Source organism: Conyzicola lurida (assembly GCF_014204935.1).
Classification (GTDB): domain Bacteria; phylum Actinomycetota; class Actinomycetes; order Actinomycetales; family Microbacteriaceae; genus Conyzicola; species Conyzicola lurida.
In genome coordinates this window covers 2737653-2752372 of sequence record NZ_JACHMJ010000001.1, presented here as the reverse complement: position 1 = coordinate 2752372, position 14720 = coordinate 2737653, and the positions used below count along the sequence as shown (strand labels likewise).

Genomic DNA, 14720 nt, shown 5'->3' with positions numbered 1-14720 from the left:
CATGACCTCATCGACCACCGCGCCGCCGGCTGCGAAGCCGCAGCCGCCACGCCGCCGCAAGGAGGACCGCGCGCCCCGCGAGGGAGGCATGGCCGCGCTGCTGCTCTCGCCCACCTTCATCGTGCTCGTGCTCGTGATCATGTACCCGCTGTTGTCGGCGCTGTACCAGTCGCTGTTCAGCGCTGAGTCGGGGCTCGACGCCAATGGCTTCGTCGTCGAGGGCGAGTCGTTCGTCGGCATCGGCAACTACCTCGAGATCTTCGCCGGCGGCGAATCCGGCCGGTTCTACAACGCGCTCTGGAACACCACGTTCTTCACGTTCGTGACGGTCGCGCTCGAAACCGTGATCGGTGTCTCGTTCGCCGTCGCGATGAACCGGGCATTCAAAGGGCGCGCCTTCTTGCGCGCCGCCATCCTGATCCCCTGGGCCATTCCCACCGCGGTGTCGGGTCTGCTCTGGCGCTGGATCTTCCAGTCCAACGGCATCGCCAACGACCTGCTCAATACGCAGATCCTCTGGACCGCGGAAGGGTTCGCCGCGCAGGTCGCCGTCATCGTCGCCGAGGTGTGGAAGACCGCGCCGTTCATCGGCTTGCTCGTGCTCGCCGGCATGCAGCTGATCCCCGAAGAGGTGTACGAGGCAGCCAAGCTCGACGGCGCCAACGCCTGGAAGCAGTTCCTGTCGATCACACTCCCGCTGGTCCGCCCCGCGCTTCTCGTCGCCGTGCTATTCCGTCTGCTCGACTCGCTCCGGATGTTCGACCTGCCATTCGTGCTGATCGGGCCGCGCAAGAGTTCCGTCGAGACGCTGTCGATCCTCGCCTGGGACCAGTCGAACCAACTGCAGTACGGGTCGGCTTCGGCGTTCGCGATCATCCTGCTCGTCTACGTCGCGGTGATCGCCTTCGTGTTCATTCGCATCCTCGGTGCGGACGTGGTCGGCGACGCCGACAAGCAGGCCGCCAAGCAGGCCAAGAAACAGGCCGCCAAATTCGCAAAGGAGGCGGGACGATGACCGCTATCACCGACCGGGCACCGATCGTGAGTACTGGTGCCGCCCGCAAGCGTCCGCGTGGCATCGGTGGAGCCGTGACCCGCTGGGTCGGCATCGCCATCGTCGCCGTGTACTGCCTCGCGCCGTTCTACTGGATGGTCGTCTCGAGCTTCCGCACGACGAACGACATCTTCGACACCTCGCTGTTGCCGACGACGTGGTCGTTGGAGAGTTACGCGCAGGTCTTCGACTCGTCGAACGATTTCGGCCGCTCTCTGCTGAACAGCCTGATCGTCGCTGGAATCACGACGGTTCTCGCCCTGGTGCTCGGCATCTTCGCCGCCTATGCGATCGCCCGTCTGAACTTCCGATTCAAGTCGGCGATCCTCGCCGTGATCATCGCCACATCGATGTTCCCGGGCATCGCCGTCGTTGTGCCGTTGCTGCGCCTGTTCACGGACATCGGGTGGATCAACACCTATCAGGCGATGATCGTGCCCAGCCTGTCGTTCGCGATCCCGCTGGCCGTGTGGAACCTCACCACGTTCATGAAGCAACTGCCGCACGACCTCGAGCAGGCCGCGATGATCGACGGCTGCACCAAGTGGCAGGCATTCACGAAGATCCTGCTGCCGTTGGCAGCGCCGGGCGTCTTCACGACCGCCATCCTGACCTTCATCCACAGCTGGAACGAGTTCATCATCGCGCTGTCGATGGCGAACGACCCGGCCATCCAGACCGCGACCGTCGCTATTTCCAAGTTCACCGGGGCGAGCGACTTCCAAGCGCCGTTCGGCGCGCAGATGGCGGCCGGTGTCGTGGTCACCATCCCGCTGATGATCGTGGTGCTCGTGTTCCAGCGCCGCATCGTCGAGGGCCTGACGTCGGGGGCGACCAAGTGAGCGGCTGGTGGGATAACGCCGTCATCTACGAGGTCTACCCGCGGTCGTTCGCGGACGCCGACGCCGACGGCATCGGCGACCTGCGCGGCATCATCGACCGGATGCCGTATCTGGCCTCGCTCGGCGTCGACGGGCTGTGGCTCACACCCTTCCAGCGCTCCCCGCAGGTCGACCAGGGGTACGACATCAGCGACTACTGCGACGTCGACCCGCTTTTCGGTACGCTCGCCGACTTCGACGAACTGCTCGCGGCTGCCCACGGTGTCGGCTTGCGGGTGCTCGTCGACATCGTGCCCAACCACACGTCGGTCGACAACGAGCTGTTTCAGGCCGCTCTGGCCGCCGGCCCCGGATCGGTCGAACGCGAGATGTTCCTCTTCCGCAAGGGCCGTTCCGCCGAGGAGCCGCCGAACAACTGGATCAGCGTCTTCGGCGGACCGGCATGGCATCGGGCGGCGCCGACCTCGTCCGTCGACACCGACTGGTACCTGCACCTCTTTTCGCCGGCGCAACCGGACTGGAACTGGGAGAACCCGGCCGTCGGCGCGTACTTCGAGCGCGTCATCCGTTTCTGGCTCGACCGGAGCGTGGACGGTATCCGTGTCGACGTCGCCCACGGTCTGTTCAAAGCCGAGGGACTGCCTGACTCGCCGACCGTACCCACCGTCATCGACGGTCTGCGTTCGAACCCGCTCGCCATGGACCAGGAACCGGTGCACGACGTCTACCGGCACTGGCGTCGGATCGCCGACGAGTATTCGCCCGGACGGTTGCTCGTGGGCGAGGTGAATCTGGAGCCCGAGCGGTCGTCGCGCTACACCCGGCCCGACGAGCTGCATCAGACCTTCGCCTTCGCATTCGCCAAGCTCGGCTGGGATGCCGCGGGCTGGCTGGCCGTCGGTACGCAGCTCGACGAAGTGCGTCGTGAACTCGGCACCGCGCCCAGCTGGGCGCTCGAAAACCACGACATCGTACGCACCGTCACCCGCTTCGGCGGGGGCGACCGCGGACGTCGTCGCGCACGGGCAGCCATGCTCGCTCTTCTCGGACTGCCGGGCGCCGTCTACGTCTACCAGGGTCAAGAACTCGGGTTGCCGGAGGTCGACGTGCCGGTCGGCGAGCGGGTCGACCCGATGTGGTTCCACGGCGGAGTCAGCCGCGACGGGGCCCGCATCCCCATGCCGTGGACAGCGGCGACCGGCGGCACGCACGGTTTCTCGGTCGCGGCCGGGGCGAAGCCGTGGCTTCCCGCGCCGGAGTACTGGGGACAGTTCTCCGTCGACAGCCAAGAGCAGGATGCCGCGTCTGCCCTGTCCCTCTTCCGTGAAGCAGCCGCCCTCCGCGGGCGGCTGCTCGGCACGACGGCGGGCGGCGACGCGGAGGGAATCGCGTGGAGCCTCGAGGCCGACGGACGACTCGTCGCCGAGCGGTCCGGCGGACTGCGTGTCGTGCTCGCGATGGGCGACACGGCCGTACGGCTTCCCGAGGGAACCGTGCTGTTGGCGTCGGAACCCGTGGTCGACGGGATGCTCCCGCCCGATGCCGCCGCGTGGATCGCGGCCTGATCGCACCCGCGTTGTCAATGGCACGGCGGCATCCGACCTCGATTGCCCCGCCCCCGTAGCGTGGATAAGACGACGAGACGCTGGGAGCAGCCATGACCGACAGAGAACACACCGCGGCCGACGAGTACCACGACGGCAACGAACGCGATGTCGAGATCAAGCAGACCGAGACGGTGAGCGATTCCGAGGGCGTGAAGCAGGACACCGAGATCGACGAGAAGTCGATCTCCGTGACGCCCGGCACCGGCGGACCCGACGACGGGGGAGACATCGAGCTCGACCCCGCCGACTACCACCCCGAGGGTTGACGCACTCGTCGCGCCGTCCCGGAGAGGTCAGACTGGGGGCATGACGATGACGACCCAGAGCGAGATCGAACGCAAGTACGACGTCGACGAGACGGCGGTGCTGCCCGACCTCGGCAGCATCGCCCGGGTCGAGCCGGCGGGGGAAGCCGACCTCGAGGCGGAGTACTTCGACACCGAGCGCGGCGACCTCGCCGCCCACCGCATCGTGCTCCGCCGGCGTCGGGGAGGTGCCGACGAGGGCTGGCACATCAAATTGCCCGCCGCGGAGGGCCGTACCGAGTTGCACTGGCCGCTCACCGACGACGACGCCCCGCCCGCCGAGATCGTCGACCGCGTGCGCTCCCGGGTGCGTGGCCGCGAGCTCGCCGTGATCGCCCGGCTGCGCACGCACCGGGTGCTCGCCCACCTCGTCGACGAGGCGGGCGCAGCGCTCGTCGAGGTCGCCGACGACACCGTGTCGGCCACCGACGTCAGCACCGGCATCTTGCGCCTCTGGCGCGAGTGGGAGGTCGAGCTGCTCGACGGCGCGCCCGACACCGAGAGCGAGCGCACTGCGTTGCTCGACCGGGTCGGCGAGCGTCTGACCGCCGCCGGGGCGGTGCCGTCGGCAAGCCGCTCCAAGCTCGCGACGGCGTTGGGGCGAACCGAGCTGGATGCCGCGGCCGGCGCCCGGCCCGATGACACCGTCGCGCTCACGAAGTCGAGCCCCGCGTCATCCGTTCTTCTCGTCTCTATCGCCGCCCTCGTCGACGACCTCGCGCGGATCGACCCGCTCGTGCGCGCCGACGAACCCGATGCGGTGCACCAGCTGCGCACCCGCATCCGCCGGCTGCGCAGCCTGTTCGCGAGCTACCGCACCGTGTTCGACCCGGCGGTGACCGGCCCGCTACGCGACCGGCTGCAGGCGGTCGGCACCGTGCTCGGAGACGCGCGCGACGCCGAGGTGATGGGCGAGCGTGCGCGCACGCTGCTCGACGGCTACTGGCCGCAGTCCGACGAGGTCGACGAGCGGCTGCACGGCTGGTGGGACCGGGTCTATGCCTCGGCCCATGACGGCGCGGTGGCCGGGCTCTCGGGAGACGAGTGGTTCTCGCTGCTCGACGACCTCGACGCGTTCGTGGCCGCGCCCGCCCTCGCGGCGCAGGCCGACCAGCCCGCGTCCGAGGTGGTACCGCCCGCCCTGCGCGCCGACCTCGACCGGGTGCTGAAGCGGGCGAAGGCGGCGGCTGCCGGGGACGGCGCCGACGAGCTCGCGCTGCTGCACGAGGTGCGCAAGGCGGCGAAGCGGCTGCGCTACGCGGCCGAAGCGGTGAGCCAGGGCGACGCGGCGGTGTTCGGCAAGCGCACCCGCAAGCTCGCCGCGGCCGCCGAGGCTGTGCACGACCTGCTCGGCGAACACCGCGACAGCGTGCTGATGCAGAACCACCTGCGCCAGACGGCCGGGTCGGGCGCGCACGCTTTCGACTACGGCGTGCTGCACGAGGTGGAGCGTCACGGCGCCGCCCTCTGCCTCGCCGACTATCCCGCCGCGCTCGCCGAGCTGAAGGCGCTGCGTAGCTAGTCGGGGAACGGCCACCAGCGGGGCATCTGGTCGCGGATGGCGCGGGCGCGACCCGCGGAATCCGTCGAGTCGTCGAACGCCCACGCCTCCAGCGCGCGGGTGATGCCGCCGGTCGCGAACGGCACCGCGACGACGAGGTCGATCTCGCCGACGATGCCGCGGTCCTGCCAGATCGCGACGATGTTGCGCACGCGGTTGCCGATGGCGCGGTCGAGTTCGCTGCGCAGCACGCCCGACGATGCCGACGTGAAGACCGACCGGTACAGCTCGCGGTGACGCGCCACCGTCGCGAGGGAGTCGGCGAGGTTCTCGGTGATCGCGGGCTCGAGCAGCTCCGTCGGCACCCGCTCGACGTCGGGGATCGGTAGCGCGTTGTCGACGTCGGCGGTCAGCAGCTGCGCGACGAGCCGGGGGATCGAGTCGAAGTGGGTGTAGAAGCTGGGGCGGCCGACACCGGCGCGGCGGCAGACCTCGGCGACGGTGAGGTGGTCGAGCGGCACCTCCCGCAGGGCGTCGCGCACGGCGTCCTCGATCGCCTGCACGGTACGCAGGGTGCGCGAGTCGGTCGCGCGTGCAGGGGATTCGGCCACACCGAGAATCTACAGTGCCCGCTGCGCGGCGACCGCCGGGTCCTCATCCGCCCACTTCTCCGCCGACTGCAACACCCAGAACACCACGAAGAGCGCGAGCGCGACGAACTCGCCGACGAGCACCGGCGGCAACGGGCCCCTGCCCGTGTCTCCGGCGCGGATGGCGACCGCGATCACCACGATGTCCACGACCATCCCGACCGCGACGACCGAGTAGAGCACGCGGTGCCAGAGCGGCGGGCGCTCGAGCTGCACCGGGGCGACGACGTTCGCGACCGCGGCGGCGGCGACGAGGCCGAAGAACAGTGCGGCCGCGACGAAGTGCGCACTGCCGATGAAGGCCTCGCGGGCGCCCAGCCAGGCGACCAGCACCGCCGCGAACACGACGACGGCGACCGCGATCGACAGGATCCTCCGCGGCAGCGACCCGTCGCGTGCGAACAGCGCGATGCTGACCACGACGGCCGCCGCCCCCGCGATCAGATAGGTCGCCACTCCGACGTCGATGTCCGGGATGACGGAGGGTGGCACACAGCTCTCGCCCGCGTCGCACGCGAGGTCGTAGCCGGGGATCGTGCCCTCCCGCACCGGTGCCGGAACGAGGGCGATCAGCGGTGCGAACAACCCCGCGGCATCGAGCAGCGCGCGCTGCACGCCGCGGCCCGAAATGGCGAGGATCGCGACCGCCGCCGCGATCAGCGCCCCGACGAAGACGTTGCGCGCGGGTGTGTAGTAGTAGGCGCTGATGGAGGGGAGAAGGCCGGTGCTCGCCGCCGTCACACCCACCGACACGACGATCAACACCACGGTTCCCGCGATGCCGATGCGGAGGTTGCGGTAGGTGCGCTGCAACGAGGTGCTCACGCTGCTCATAGTGGAGAGTGCGGACTGCCGCGTCAAGGCCGGGCCGGCGGTTGTCCTCCGGTCGACGTGGGCCCGGTCAGAGTGTCAGCATCAGCACGCCGCCGACCACGAGGACCGAGGCGGTGATGCGTTTCGCGGCCGAGCCCTCGCGCAGGACGACCGCGCCGAACAGGGACACCAGCACGACGCTCACCTCGCGCACGGGGGCGACCAGGGCGACCGGCGCCATCGTCACCGCGGTGAGCACGAGGATGTAGGAGAGCGGGGAGAGCACGCCGAACGCGAGGATGCGCGGCCAGTGTGCCCGCACGACGCCGAGCAGTTCGCCGCGGCGGCGGTGCGCCCACGGCGCATAGAGCAGCACCTCGACGGCGGTGCAGCCGACCATAAACGCCACGGGCGAGAGGCCCCAGGTGCGCAGGGCGTGCGCGTCCCAGATCGTGTACGCCGCGATCGCGATGCCCGTCAGCACGCCGAAGAGGATGCTCGGGTCGATGCGGCGGCGGATGCCCGGCACGCTCGGGGTGCGGTCGATGAGCCCGGTGGCGACCACGCCCGTGACGATCACCGCGATGCCGAGCATGGCGAGCGGCGCGATGTGTTCGCCGAGCAGGATGACGGCGAGGAAGGCGCTGAGCGCCGGTCCGGTGCCGCGCGCGGTGGCGTAGACCGTCGAGAGCCGCCCGCGCGCGTACCCCTGCTGCAGCACGAGCATGTAGCCGAAGTGCAGCACCGCGGAGACGCCGGCGCCGATCGCGAACCCGAGGAACAGGCCCGCGCCGCTCTCACCGAGACCGCCGGCCAGCGGGATCAGCGGCGCCCAGAGCACGGTGCTGACGAGCGCGGCCCACCACAGGAACGGCACGCCGCTGCGGCTGACGCCGTGGGCGACCACGTTCCAGGCGGCGTGGCAGACGGCGGCGGACAGAACGAGGAACAGGGCGAACAGCGACACGACGGACCCTTCCGGCCGCGCGAGGGCGCGACGCAGGAGTCCTCCAGGCTTCTATCCCTTGAGATGACGGCCGCCCGATTGCGGTCGACCGTGGCGCCGCTCGAACCAGCCGGACGTGAATCCCGGAACCCTAGGCGCTATCGGTGCGAGGGTAACGGGCGCGGGTTAACGGAGGGTGTCGTGGCCGACGGCGGGTTCGCCGTCGGCCACGCGCCGCCTACTCCGCGCTGTACGCCGCGGCGACGTCGAGCACCCAGGTCACGCCGAACGCGTCGGTGAGCATGCCGAAGCCGGGGCTCCACGCGGATGCCGCGAGCGGCTCGACGATTGTCGCACCCACGGAGAGCGCGGACCAGTAGGCCTCGACCTCGGCGAGCGTCTCGCCGCGCACGGCGACGAAGAACGGCTGGTCGGTGACGGTGGTGCCGTTCTCGCGCCGGGTCGAACCGGCCGAGGCCGCCGATCCGCCCGACTGGCCGGGGATGTCGTACGCCATGACCCGGAAGCCCTCGGTGGTCTCGACCTGGCCGAAGACGACCTTGTCGGCACCGGGCACACCCGCGGGCATACCGAAGTCGCCGTAGGTCGCGACGGTGACCGCGCCGCCGAAGACCGACTGGTAGAACTCGAGGGCGGCGTGGGCGTCGCCGCGGAAGTTGAGGTGGGGTGTGGTTGCGATGCTCATGTCTGCTCCTAGTGGCAACGGTGCCGGGCTTCTCCCGACGACATCCACTCTCGCAACCGTGTAGGTCAGGTATCGTCCTACATTCCGATTATTGTTTCGGCATGACGACGACCACCTCCCGGCTGCTCAACCTGCTCTCGCTGCTGCAGGCCCGGCGCGACTGGCCGGGTACCGTACTCGCCGAGCGGTTGGGGGTAAGCCACCGCACGGTGCGCCGCGACGTCGACCGCCTCCGCGAGATGGGCTACAGCATCGGGGCCACGATGGGGCCGGATGGCGGATACCGACTGGACGCCGGAAGCGAGCTGCCCCCGCTGCTCTTCGACGACGACCAGGTTGTCGCGCTGACCGTGGCACTGCAGGCGGCGACGGCCACCGGCGCGGGCATCGGGGAAGCGGCGCTCCGCGCGCTCACCACCGTGCGGCAGGTACTACCCTCGCGCCTGCGACACCGGTTGGACGCGGTCGAGTTCCATTCCGTTCCTCGTCCCGGCGACGGCCCCGTGTCGGCGGTGGCGCCCGACCTGCTGCTCGCGCTCTCCGCCGCCGTGCGGGCGAGCGAGGTGCTGCGGTTCGACTACGCGGGCGGGTCCGAGGAGGCGCCGCCGCGGCGGGTCGAACCCCACCACCTCGTCACTTCGCAGGGGCGCTGGTACCTCGTCGCGTGGGACCTCGACCGCGACGACTGGCGCATCTTCCGCGCCGACCGCATCGCCCCGCGTGCGCCGACCGGCCCCCGGTTCGTCCCCCGCGAGATCCCTGGAGGCGACGCGCGCGACTTCGTCTCGGCGCGGTTCAAGGGTTCCGCGACGGCCGACGCCTGGCCGTGCAGCGGCACCGTCGTGCTCGACCTCCCCGTCGACGCCGTCCTGCCGTTCGCCGGAGACGGCTCGGTCGAGGCTGACGGCGCCGACCGCACCCGGTACACCGCCGGGTCGTGGTCGTGGGTGGCGCTCGCCGCGTCGCTGAACCGGTTCGACACCGACATCGAGGTCGTCGGCCCGCCGGAGCTTGCCGCGGCGTTCGCGCGGCTCGCCGCACGCAACACGGCGACCGCCACTCGCGGCTAACGTGGACGGGTGCTCCTGACAATGTTCGCCTCGAAGATCCACCGTGCCACCGTGACCCACTCCGACCTGCACTACGTCGGATCGCTCACCGTCGACCTCGACCTGCTCGACGCCGCGGAGATGCTGCCCGGGCAACAGGTGAGCGTCGTCGACGTCGACAACGGGGAGCGGTTCGAGACCTACCTGATCGCCGGCGAACGGGGATCGGGGGTGATCGGCGTGAACGGGGCGGCCGCTCACAAGGCGCTGATCGGCGACACCGTGATCCTCATCACCTACGCGCAGATGACGCGGGATGAGGCGCTGGAGTTCTCGCCGGTCGTCGTGCACGTCGACGCGGGCAACCGCATCGTCGACATCGGTCAGGACCCGGCCGCGCCGGTCGAGGGCGCGGAGGCGCCGCCGTTCGCGCTGCACGCGTCGCGGGATGCCGCGAATCGACCCATCGACGCCTGAAACCGGTCGATTTGCGGCAACCGGGTTCGGGTCAGCTCGCGGGTGAGCGCCGGGGTCAGTTCGCGGGGGTGGTGCCGCGGCCGCGGCGGGCAGCGACCTGCGCGCGCACCTTGGCGATCGCGCGCTGGCCGCTCGGGCTCTTGACGAACTTCGACACGAGGGCAATGGCGGCGGGGGCGTACTTGAGCAGGCGGAACATCGGGTCTGTCGCTTTCGTCGGGTTGAGCGCTGAGTCGCGCCCGGCACCCATGATCATCCACGACCAACCTGAAAACTATTTCTGCACTCGGCCTTGACGGCGGCGTCGTTCCGTGCGGCCCTGGTCGTCCGTGCTCAGGTTGCCGCGGCATCCACCCGCTAACGTTGCCCCCATAGGGGACGGAAGACTTCCGGCCGAGGAAGGCATCTCATGTTCGAAGCGGAAAACGTGCGCGACTGGATCGGTCTGCCCGTCGTGGACTTCTCGGGGGTCAAGATCGGCACGCTCGAGAGTATCTACTTCGACACCGCGACCGACGAGGCCGCCTTCGCGGCCGTGCACATCGGAATGCTCGGCGGGCAGAAGCTCGTCTTCGCGCCGCTGAAGGGCGCCGTCGTCGCTCCCAAGCACCTCAAGGTGCTGTACTCCAAGAAGCAGGTCAAGGAGTCGCCGTTCATCGGCACCGACGGCGAACTCGAGGCCGGCCTCGAGCCCGAGCTGTACACGCACTTCGAGCTGCCGTACGCCACGGGCGCCAACGGCGAACGCCGTCTGGGCCGCCGCTAACCACCCGCTGTCGGCGGTCGGGCGTAGCCTGACCGCCGTGAACAGGTGTCTGATCGTCGACGACGCCGGGCAGTGCTGCGCCGCCAGCGTGGCTCCCGGTGCTCCGCTCGACCTCTGCGCCGCCCACCTCTTGGAGGCCCACGACTGGGTCGCCGGCGACGTGGGGGTCACCGACATCCTGCCCTCGCCCTGTCTCGCCTGCGGTTCCCGGCTCGGGCTGCACTACCCCTCCGGCTGGCTGTGCGCGGTCTGCGAGTGGAAGGTCGGCGAAGTTCCCGACCCCGACGACGCCCTCGCGGCCCGGGTCGACGTCGTCTACTACCTGCGCTTCGGCGACCGCATCAAGATCGGTACGTCCAGCAACCCGCGGCAGCGGTTCGCGGCTCTGCGCTACGACGAGGTGCTCGCCTTCGAGCGCGGCGACCGCACGCTCGAGCAGCGGCGGCACGCGCAGTTCGCGGCGCACCGGCTGTCTCCGCGGTCCGAGTGGTTCGGCAGCCACGACGCGCTGCTCGCCCACATCGAGGTCCTGCGGTCGGGTGTCGACGACCCGTGGTCGCTCTACGCGCTCTGGCGCAGCCAGCGGTTGGCGCTCGGGGCGTCCTGACCCCTGTCGCCGTCGGGCGGTCCGGCCGTACACTGCAGCGATGATCGGAACCCTCGAATCCATCGTCCTCGACTGCCCCGATCCCCGCGCCCTCGCCGAGTTCTACGGCGAAGTGCTGGGCATGCGCATCGCCTCCGACGACCCGGGCTGGGTCGAGATCATCGGACCCGGCGGCCGCCCGCTGCTCGCGTTCCAGGGCGTCGAGAACTACACCCCGCCGCAGTGGCCGGGGCAGCTCGTGCCCCAGCAGCTGCACCTCGACATCAAGGTCGATGATCTGGATGCCGCAGAAGCCGGCGTTCTCTCGCTGGGTGCCACGCGCACCGGTTCGGAGAAGGAGACGTTCCGCGTCTACCTCGACCCCGCGGGGCACCCGTTCTGCCTGGTGAGCCCGGTCGACTGAGTTCTCGGGGTTCCTCTCCTATTCGCCACCGATCAGCGTCGTCAGGCTCGGGGCCAGCGCGGCCGCGAGGTCTTCGGTGGTCGCGCCCGCGAGCGGCTCGAACCCCGACGAGTTGCGCAGCATCGTGATGCCGAGCGCGGTCGCCACCGCGAGCTGGGCGCGCAGCAGCAGCTGGCCGTCGTCGGGGCGGTCGGGGCTCCAGCCGGCGATGCGCGCGATGCCCTCCGCGAACGAGCGGAGGATGTTCTGCCGGATCAGGTCGGCGTGCTCGTCGCCCGACGACCGCATGAGGAGCATCAGCTGTAGCGAGCGCTCGCCGGTGTCGGGGCCGGTCAGCTGTTCGATCATCCTGGCCACGGTCTGCTCGACGGTGCGCCCGCCCGCCGGCCGCTCGAGCTGCTCGCCGACGTTGCGGATGCAGGCCTCGAACAGTCCCTCCTTCGAGTCGAAGTAGCGGTTGATCAGCGCCGTGTTCACTCCCGCGTCCGTCGCGATGGTGCGCACCGTCGTGGCGGTGTACCCGTCGTGGGCGAACCGACGGCGCGCGGCGGCGAGCAGGAGGCGGCGGGTGTTGTCGGCGTCGCGGGACTTGGGCGGGCCGGCCGGTGCGGCGGGGGAACCGGCCGACTGCGCAGCCGTGGGAACGGGTGTCGTCATTGGCATCCTTCGTGTTTGTCCTCCCGTCACGGTACCCCGCGTCATCCGCTATGTAAACAATCATTGACTTATGGCAACCAATGGCTACTATTCATAAGTCAACAGATGTTTACAAGCCAGCGGAGAGTCATGTCACGAACGATCGTGGAACCCCAGACGGGTTCCATCCACACGGCCGACGGCCGTCGTCCCAACAGCACGCTCATCGTGCTCTACCTGTCGCTGGGCGGACTGTCGTTCGCCGTACTCCAGTCGCTCGTCGCCCCCGCGCTCGCGACCATCGGCCAGGACCTCGGCGTCTCGACCAGCGACGCCTCCTGGGTGCTGACCGCGTACCTGCTGTCCGCCGCGGTGCTCACTCCCGTGCTCGGACGCCTCGGCGACATGGTCGGCAAGCGCCGCATGCTCATCGTGGTGCTCTCGCTGCTGCTCGTCGGCACCGTGCTCGCCGCCCTCGCCCCGAACCTCGGCGTGCTGATCATCGCCCGCGCCCTGCAGGGTGCGGCCGGCGCGATCATGCCGCTGTCGATCGGCGTCGTGCGTGACGAGCTTCCGCGCGAGAAGGTCGGCGTGACCATCGGCCTGCTCTCCGCCATCTTCGGTGTCGGCGCCGGCGTCGGTATCGTCGCGGCCGGCCCGATCGTCGAGAACCTGTCGTGGCACTGGCTGTTCTGGCTGCCCGCGGTGCTCGTGGTCGTGGCCCTCGTCGGCGTGATCTTCGGCATGCCGGAGTCGTCGGTGAAGACCCCCGGACGCCTCGACGTTCTCGGTGCCGTCATCCTCGCCGTCTCGCTCGTCTCGATCCTCCTCGCCATCAGCGAGGGCGAGAACTGGGGCTGGGGCTCGGTCGAGACCATCGGACTGCTGGCACTCGGCGCCGTCACGCTCGTGGTCTTCGTTCTCGTCGAGCTGCGCGTCGCCTCGCCGCTGATCGACATGCGTCTGATGAAGCTCCGCGGCGTGTGGACCGCGCACGTCGTCGCCCTCGTCTTCGGTTTCGCGATGTTCGGCACGTTCGTGCTCGTTCCGACCCTGCTGCAGCTCCCCGCTGCGACCGGCTACGGCTTCGGCAAGTCCGTCTCGGAGGCCGGCCTGTTCCTGCTGCCGACCGTCGTGATGATGGTCGTCTTCGGACCGCTGTCGGGCATGCTCGTGCGCAAGTTCGGCCCGAAGCTGCCGATGCTGCTCGGCGGTGCCTTCGTCACGGCGGCGTTCGTGCTGCCGGCCATCGGCCACGGCGAGATCTGGCAGGTACTGCTCTCGGGTGTGCTCACCGGTGCCGGCATCGGACTCGCCCTCGCGGCCACCTCGAACGCCATCATCGAGAGCGTGCCGATCACGCAGACCGGTGAGGCGATCAGCGTCAACACCATCGCCCGCACCATCGGCAGCAGCATCGGAACCGCCGTGATCGCGGCCCTGATCACCTCCCACAGCACCCCGCAGGGCCTGCCGACGGACGACGCCTTCACCATCGGATTCTGGGACTGCGCCGGCGTCGCCGTGCTCGCGATCCTGGCCGCGATCATCGCGCCGTCGATGCGCCAGCTGCGTGCCAACGCGGTTGCGCTCGGCATCGACGACCTGCCGGACGAGAAGGCGTAGCGGTCGCACCGGAAGGCGTCGCTGCGCGGTCATGCGCGGGCGACGCCTTCCGCGATAACCTCGGATTCGGCACCCGGTCGGTGGCCGGGAATCGGAGCGGCAGCATCATGAGCGTGGGTATCGATGAGACTCCGGATGCCGCCTCCGCGACACCCGCTCTGCAGATCCGTCTCGCGTCGCCCGACGAGTTGGCGCGCGTCGGCGAACTCACCTACGCCGCGTATTCGCACGACTACGACGATCTGCCCCCGGACTACGCGGCACAGCTGCGGCATCCCGAGCACCTGATCGGCGAATTCGAGGTCTACGTGGCCGTCGACGCCGCGGGCGACTTCGTCGGCACCGTCGCGGTGCTGCGCGACGGCTTCGACCAGGAGGGCCGGATCGGGCCGGGGGAGGAGCTGTACTTCCGCCTGCTCGCCACGGCCCCGACGGCCAGGGGGCGCGGCATCGGCGCCGCGCTCACGACCTTCGTCATCGACCTCGCCCGGCAGCGCGGCCTGGCGCGCGTGGTGATGAACAGCGGCCCCGACATGCTCGGCGCGCACGCCCTGTACTACAAGCTCGGCTTCAGCCGCGCGACCGAGCGCGAGACGACCTTCGTGAGCGGCGGACGCGAGCTGACGCTGCTGACCTTCGTCATCGACGTGGCCTGAGCGGGTCGAAATCCCATCGCGCTCGCATCGCGCGGTGCTGTGTGGCGCACGCGCGGGTACGAACACCCGCGTGCGC

General features: G+C 69.9%; 18 protein-coding genes. 12 read left to right on the top strand and 6 right to left on the bottom strand.

The genetic code is table 11. The features are described from left to right. Position 1 precedes the first annotated feature (1 nt). The 5 genes from HD599_RS13485 to HD599_RS13465 all read left to right on the top strand — a co-directional run bounded on the left by HD599_RS13485 (position 2) and on the right by HD599_RS13465 (position 5330). Positions 2 to 1015 (top strand): carbohydrate ABC transporter permease, encoded by a 1014-nt coding sequence (locus tag HD599_RS13485; protein ID WP_246376200.1) that lies wholly within the window; start codon positions 2 to 4, stop codon positions 1013 to 1015. Next, positions 1012 to 1896, top strand: a complete 885-nt coding sequence (locus HD599_RS13480) for a carbohydrate ABC transporter permease (RefSeq protein ID WP_221420507.1) — start codon at positions 1012 to 1014, stop codon at positions 1894 to 1896. The genes HD599_RS13485 and HD599_RS13480 overlap by 4 nt, the downstream gene beginning before the upstream one ends. Further along, on the top strand, positions 1893 to 3461 hold the full coding sequence (locus HD599_RS13475) for an alpha-amylase family glycosyl hydrolase (protein ID WP_184238422.1): 1569 nt from the start codon (positions 1893 to 1895) through the stop codon (positions 3459 to 3461). The genes HD599_RS13480 and HD599_RS13475 overlap by 4 nt, the downstream gene beginning before the upstream one ends. Positions 3462 to 3553: 92 nt before the next feature. Then, entirely contained in the window at positions 3554 to 3769 is a 216-nt protein-coding gene (locus tag HD599_RS13470; RefSeq protein WP_184238420.1) for a hypothetical protein, read from the top strand. A 40-nt stretch (positions 3770 to 3809) separates the two neighbouring features. Then, positions 3810 to 5330, top strand: coding sequence for a CYTH and CHAD domain-containing protein (locus HD599_RS13465; protein WP_184238418.1), 1521 nt, complete (start codon positions 3810 to 3812; stop codon positions 5328 to 5330). Here the strand turns inward: HD599_RS13465 and HD599_RS13460 are convergent. From HD599_RS13460 to HD599_RS13445, 4 genes are all read right to left on the bottom strand, one after another. Next, complete coding sequence (locus tag HD599_RS13460; protein ID WP_184238416.1) at positions 5327 to 5920, bottom strand: TetR family transcriptional regulator; 594 nt, start codon at positions 5918 to 5920, stop codon at positions 5327 to 5329. The genes HD599_RS13465 and HD599_RS13460 overlap by 4 nt on opposite strands. Positions 5921 to 5929: 9 nt before the next feature. After that, positions 5930 to 6793 carry a hypothetical protein gene (locus HD599_RS13455; protein WP_184238414.1) on the bottom strand — a complete coding sequence of 288 codons (864 nt, stop codon included), beginning with the start codon at positions 6791 to 6793 and terminating at the stop codon, positions 5930 to 5932. 67 nt (positions 6794 to 6860) lie between these two features. After that, positions 6861 to 7739, bottom strand: coding sequence for an EamA family transporter (locus HD599_RS13450; RefSeq protein WP_184238412.1), 879 nt, complete (start codon positions 7737 to 7739; stop codon positions 6861 to 6863). 217 nt (positions 7740 to 7956) lie between these two features. Then, a complete protein-coding gene (locus tag HD599_RS13445; RefSeq protein ID WP_184238409.1) occupies positions 7957 to 8424 on the bottom strand; it encodes a VOC family protein in 468 nt (155 codons plus the stop codon). Positions 8425 to 8525: 101 nt separating this feature from the next. On the opposite strand from HD599_RS13445, the gene HD599_RS13440 reads away from it, so the two are divergent. After that, positions 8526 to 9494, top strand: coding sequence for a helix-turn-helix transcriptional regulator (locus HD599_RS13440; RefSeq protein WP_184238407.1), 969 nt, complete (start codon positions 8526 to 8528; stop codon positions 9492 to 9494). A gap of 9 nt (positions 9495 to 9503) precedes the next feature. Then, positions 9504 to 9950 (top strand): aspartate 1-decarboxylase, encoded by a 447-nt coding sequence (panD, locus tag HD599_RS13435; protein ID WP_184238405.1) that lies wholly within the window; start codon positions 9504 to 9506, stop codon positions 9948 to 9950. Positions 9951 to 10005: 55 nt separating this feature from the next. Here the strand turns inward: panD and HD599_RS13430 are convergent, their stop codons facing one another. Continuing rightward, positions 10006 to 10206: a hypothetical protein gene (locus tag HD599_RS13430; RefSeq protein WP_184238403.1), complete on the bottom strand. Its 201-nt coding sequence runs from the start codon at positions 10204 to 10206 to the stop codon at positions 10006 to 10008. A gap of 153 nt (positions 10207 to 10359) precedes the next feature. Between HD599_RS13430 and HD599_RS13425 the strand changes: the two genes are divergently transcribed. Genes HD599_RS13425 through HD599_RS13415 form a run of 3 tightly spaced genes read left to right on the top strand, consistent with a single transcriptional unit; the run spans position 10360 to position 11726 of the window. Continuing rightward, complete coding sequence (locus tag HD599_RS13425; RefSeq protein ID WP_184238401.1) at positions 10360 to 10716, top strand: PRC-barrel domain-containing protein; 357 nt, start codon at positions 10360 to 10362, stop codon at positions 10714 to 10716. A 37-nt stretch (positions 10717 to 10753) separates the two neighbouring features. Continuing rightward, positions 10754 to 11323 carry a GIY-YIG nuclease family protein gene (locus tag HD599_RS13420; RefSeq protein ID WP_343062071.1) on the top strand — a complete coding sequence of 190 codons (570 nt, stop codon included), beginning with the start codon at positions 10754 to 10756 and terminating at the stop codon, positions 11321 to 11323. A gap of 40 nt (positions 11324 to 11363) precedes the next feature. Then, the gene (locus HD599_RS13415; protein WP_184238399.1) at positions 11364 to 11726 is read left to right on the top strand and encodes a VOC family protein; all 363 of its coding nucleotides are present in this window, start codon (positions 11364 to 11366) and stop codon (positions 11724 to 11726) included. Positions 11727 to 11744: 18 nt separating this feature from the next. On the opposite strand, the gene HD599_RS13410 is transcribed toward HD599_RS13415, so the two are convergent. Further along, the gene (locus tag HD599_RS13410) at positions 11745 to 12383 is read right to left on the bottom strand and encodes a TetR/AcrR family transcriptional regulator (protein ID WP_184238397.1); all 639 of its coding nucleotides are present in this window, start codon (positions 12381 to 12383) and stop codon (positions 11745 to 11747) included. A gap of 129 nt (positions 12384 to 12512) precedes the next feature. Between HD599_RS13410 and HD599_RS13405 the strand changes: the two genes are divergently transcribed. Together HD599_RS13405 and HD599_RS13400 are read left to right on the top strand one after the other, a co-directional pair. Further along, the gene (locus tag HD599_RS13405; protein WP_184238395.1) at positions 12513 to 13988 is read left to right on the top strand and encodes an MFS transporter; all 1476 of its coding nucleotides are present in this window, start codon (positions 12513 to 12515) and stop codon (positions 13986 to 13988) included. A 107-nt stretch (positions 13989 to 14095) separates the two neighbouring features. Further along, positions 14096 to 14644: a GNAT family N-acetyltransferase gene (locus HD599_RS13400; RefSeq protein WP_184238393.1), complete on the top strand. Its 549-nt coding sequence runs from the start codon at positions 14096 to 14098 to the stop codon at positions 14642 to 14644. Positions 14645 to 14720: the final 76 nt, after the last annotated feature.

Excerpts from the sequence above, each read along its gene's own strand:
- HD599_RS13485 (WP_246376200.1), top strand. The coding sequence starts at position 2 with ATGACCTCATCGACCACCGCGCCGCCGGCTGCGAAGCCGCAGCCGCCA.
- HD599_RS13480 (WP_221420507.1), top strand. The coding sequence starts at position 1,012 with ATGACCGCTATCACCGACCGGGCACCGATCGTGAGTACTGGTGCCGCC.
- HD599_RS13470 (WP_184238420.1), top strand. The coding sequence starts at position 3,554 with ATGACCGACAGAGAACACACCGCGGCCGACGAGTACCACGACGGCAAC.
- HD599_RS13465 (WP_184238418.1), top strand. The coding sequence starts at position 3,810 with ATGACGATGACGACCCAGAGCGAGATCGAACGCAAGTACGACGTCGAC.
- HD599_RS13455 (WP_184238414.1), bottom strand. The coding sequence starts at position 6,793 with ATGAGCAGCGTGAGCACCTCGTTGCAGCGCACCTACCGCAACCTCCGC.
- HD599_RS13445 (WP_184238409.1), bottom strand. The coding sequence starts at position 8,424 with ATGAGCATCGCAACCACACCCCACCTCAACTTCCGCGGCGACGCCCAC.
- HD599_RS13440 (WP_184238407.1), top strand. The coding sequence starts at position 8,526 with ATGACGACGACCACCTCCCGGCTGCTCAACCTGCTCTCGCTGCTGCAG.
- HD599_RS13430 (WP_184238403.1), bottom strand. The coding sequence starts at position 10,206 with ATGATCATGGGTGCCGGGCGCGACTCAGCGCTCAACCCGACGAAAGCG.
- HD599_RS13425 (WP_184238401.1), top strand. The coding sequence starts at position 10,360 with ATGTTCGAAGCGGAAAACGTGCGCGACTGGATCGGTCTGCCCGTCGTG.
- HD599_RS13415 (WP_184238399.1), top strand. The coding sequence starts at position 11,364 with ATGATCGGAACCCTCGAATCCATCGTCCTCGACTGCCCCGATCCCCGC.
- HD599_RS13410 (WP_184238397.1), bottom strand. The coding sequence starts at position 12,383 with ATGACGACACCCGTTCCCACGGCTGCGCAGTCGGCCGGTTCCCCCGCC.
- HD599_RS13405 (WP_184238395.1), top strand. The coding sequence starts at position 12,513 with ATGTCACGAACGATCGTGGAACCCCAGACGGGTTCCATCCACACGGCC.
- HD599_RS13400 (WP_184238393.1), top strand. The coding sequence starts at position 14,096 with ATGAGCGTGGGTATCGATGAGACTCCGGATGCCGCCTCCGCGACACCC.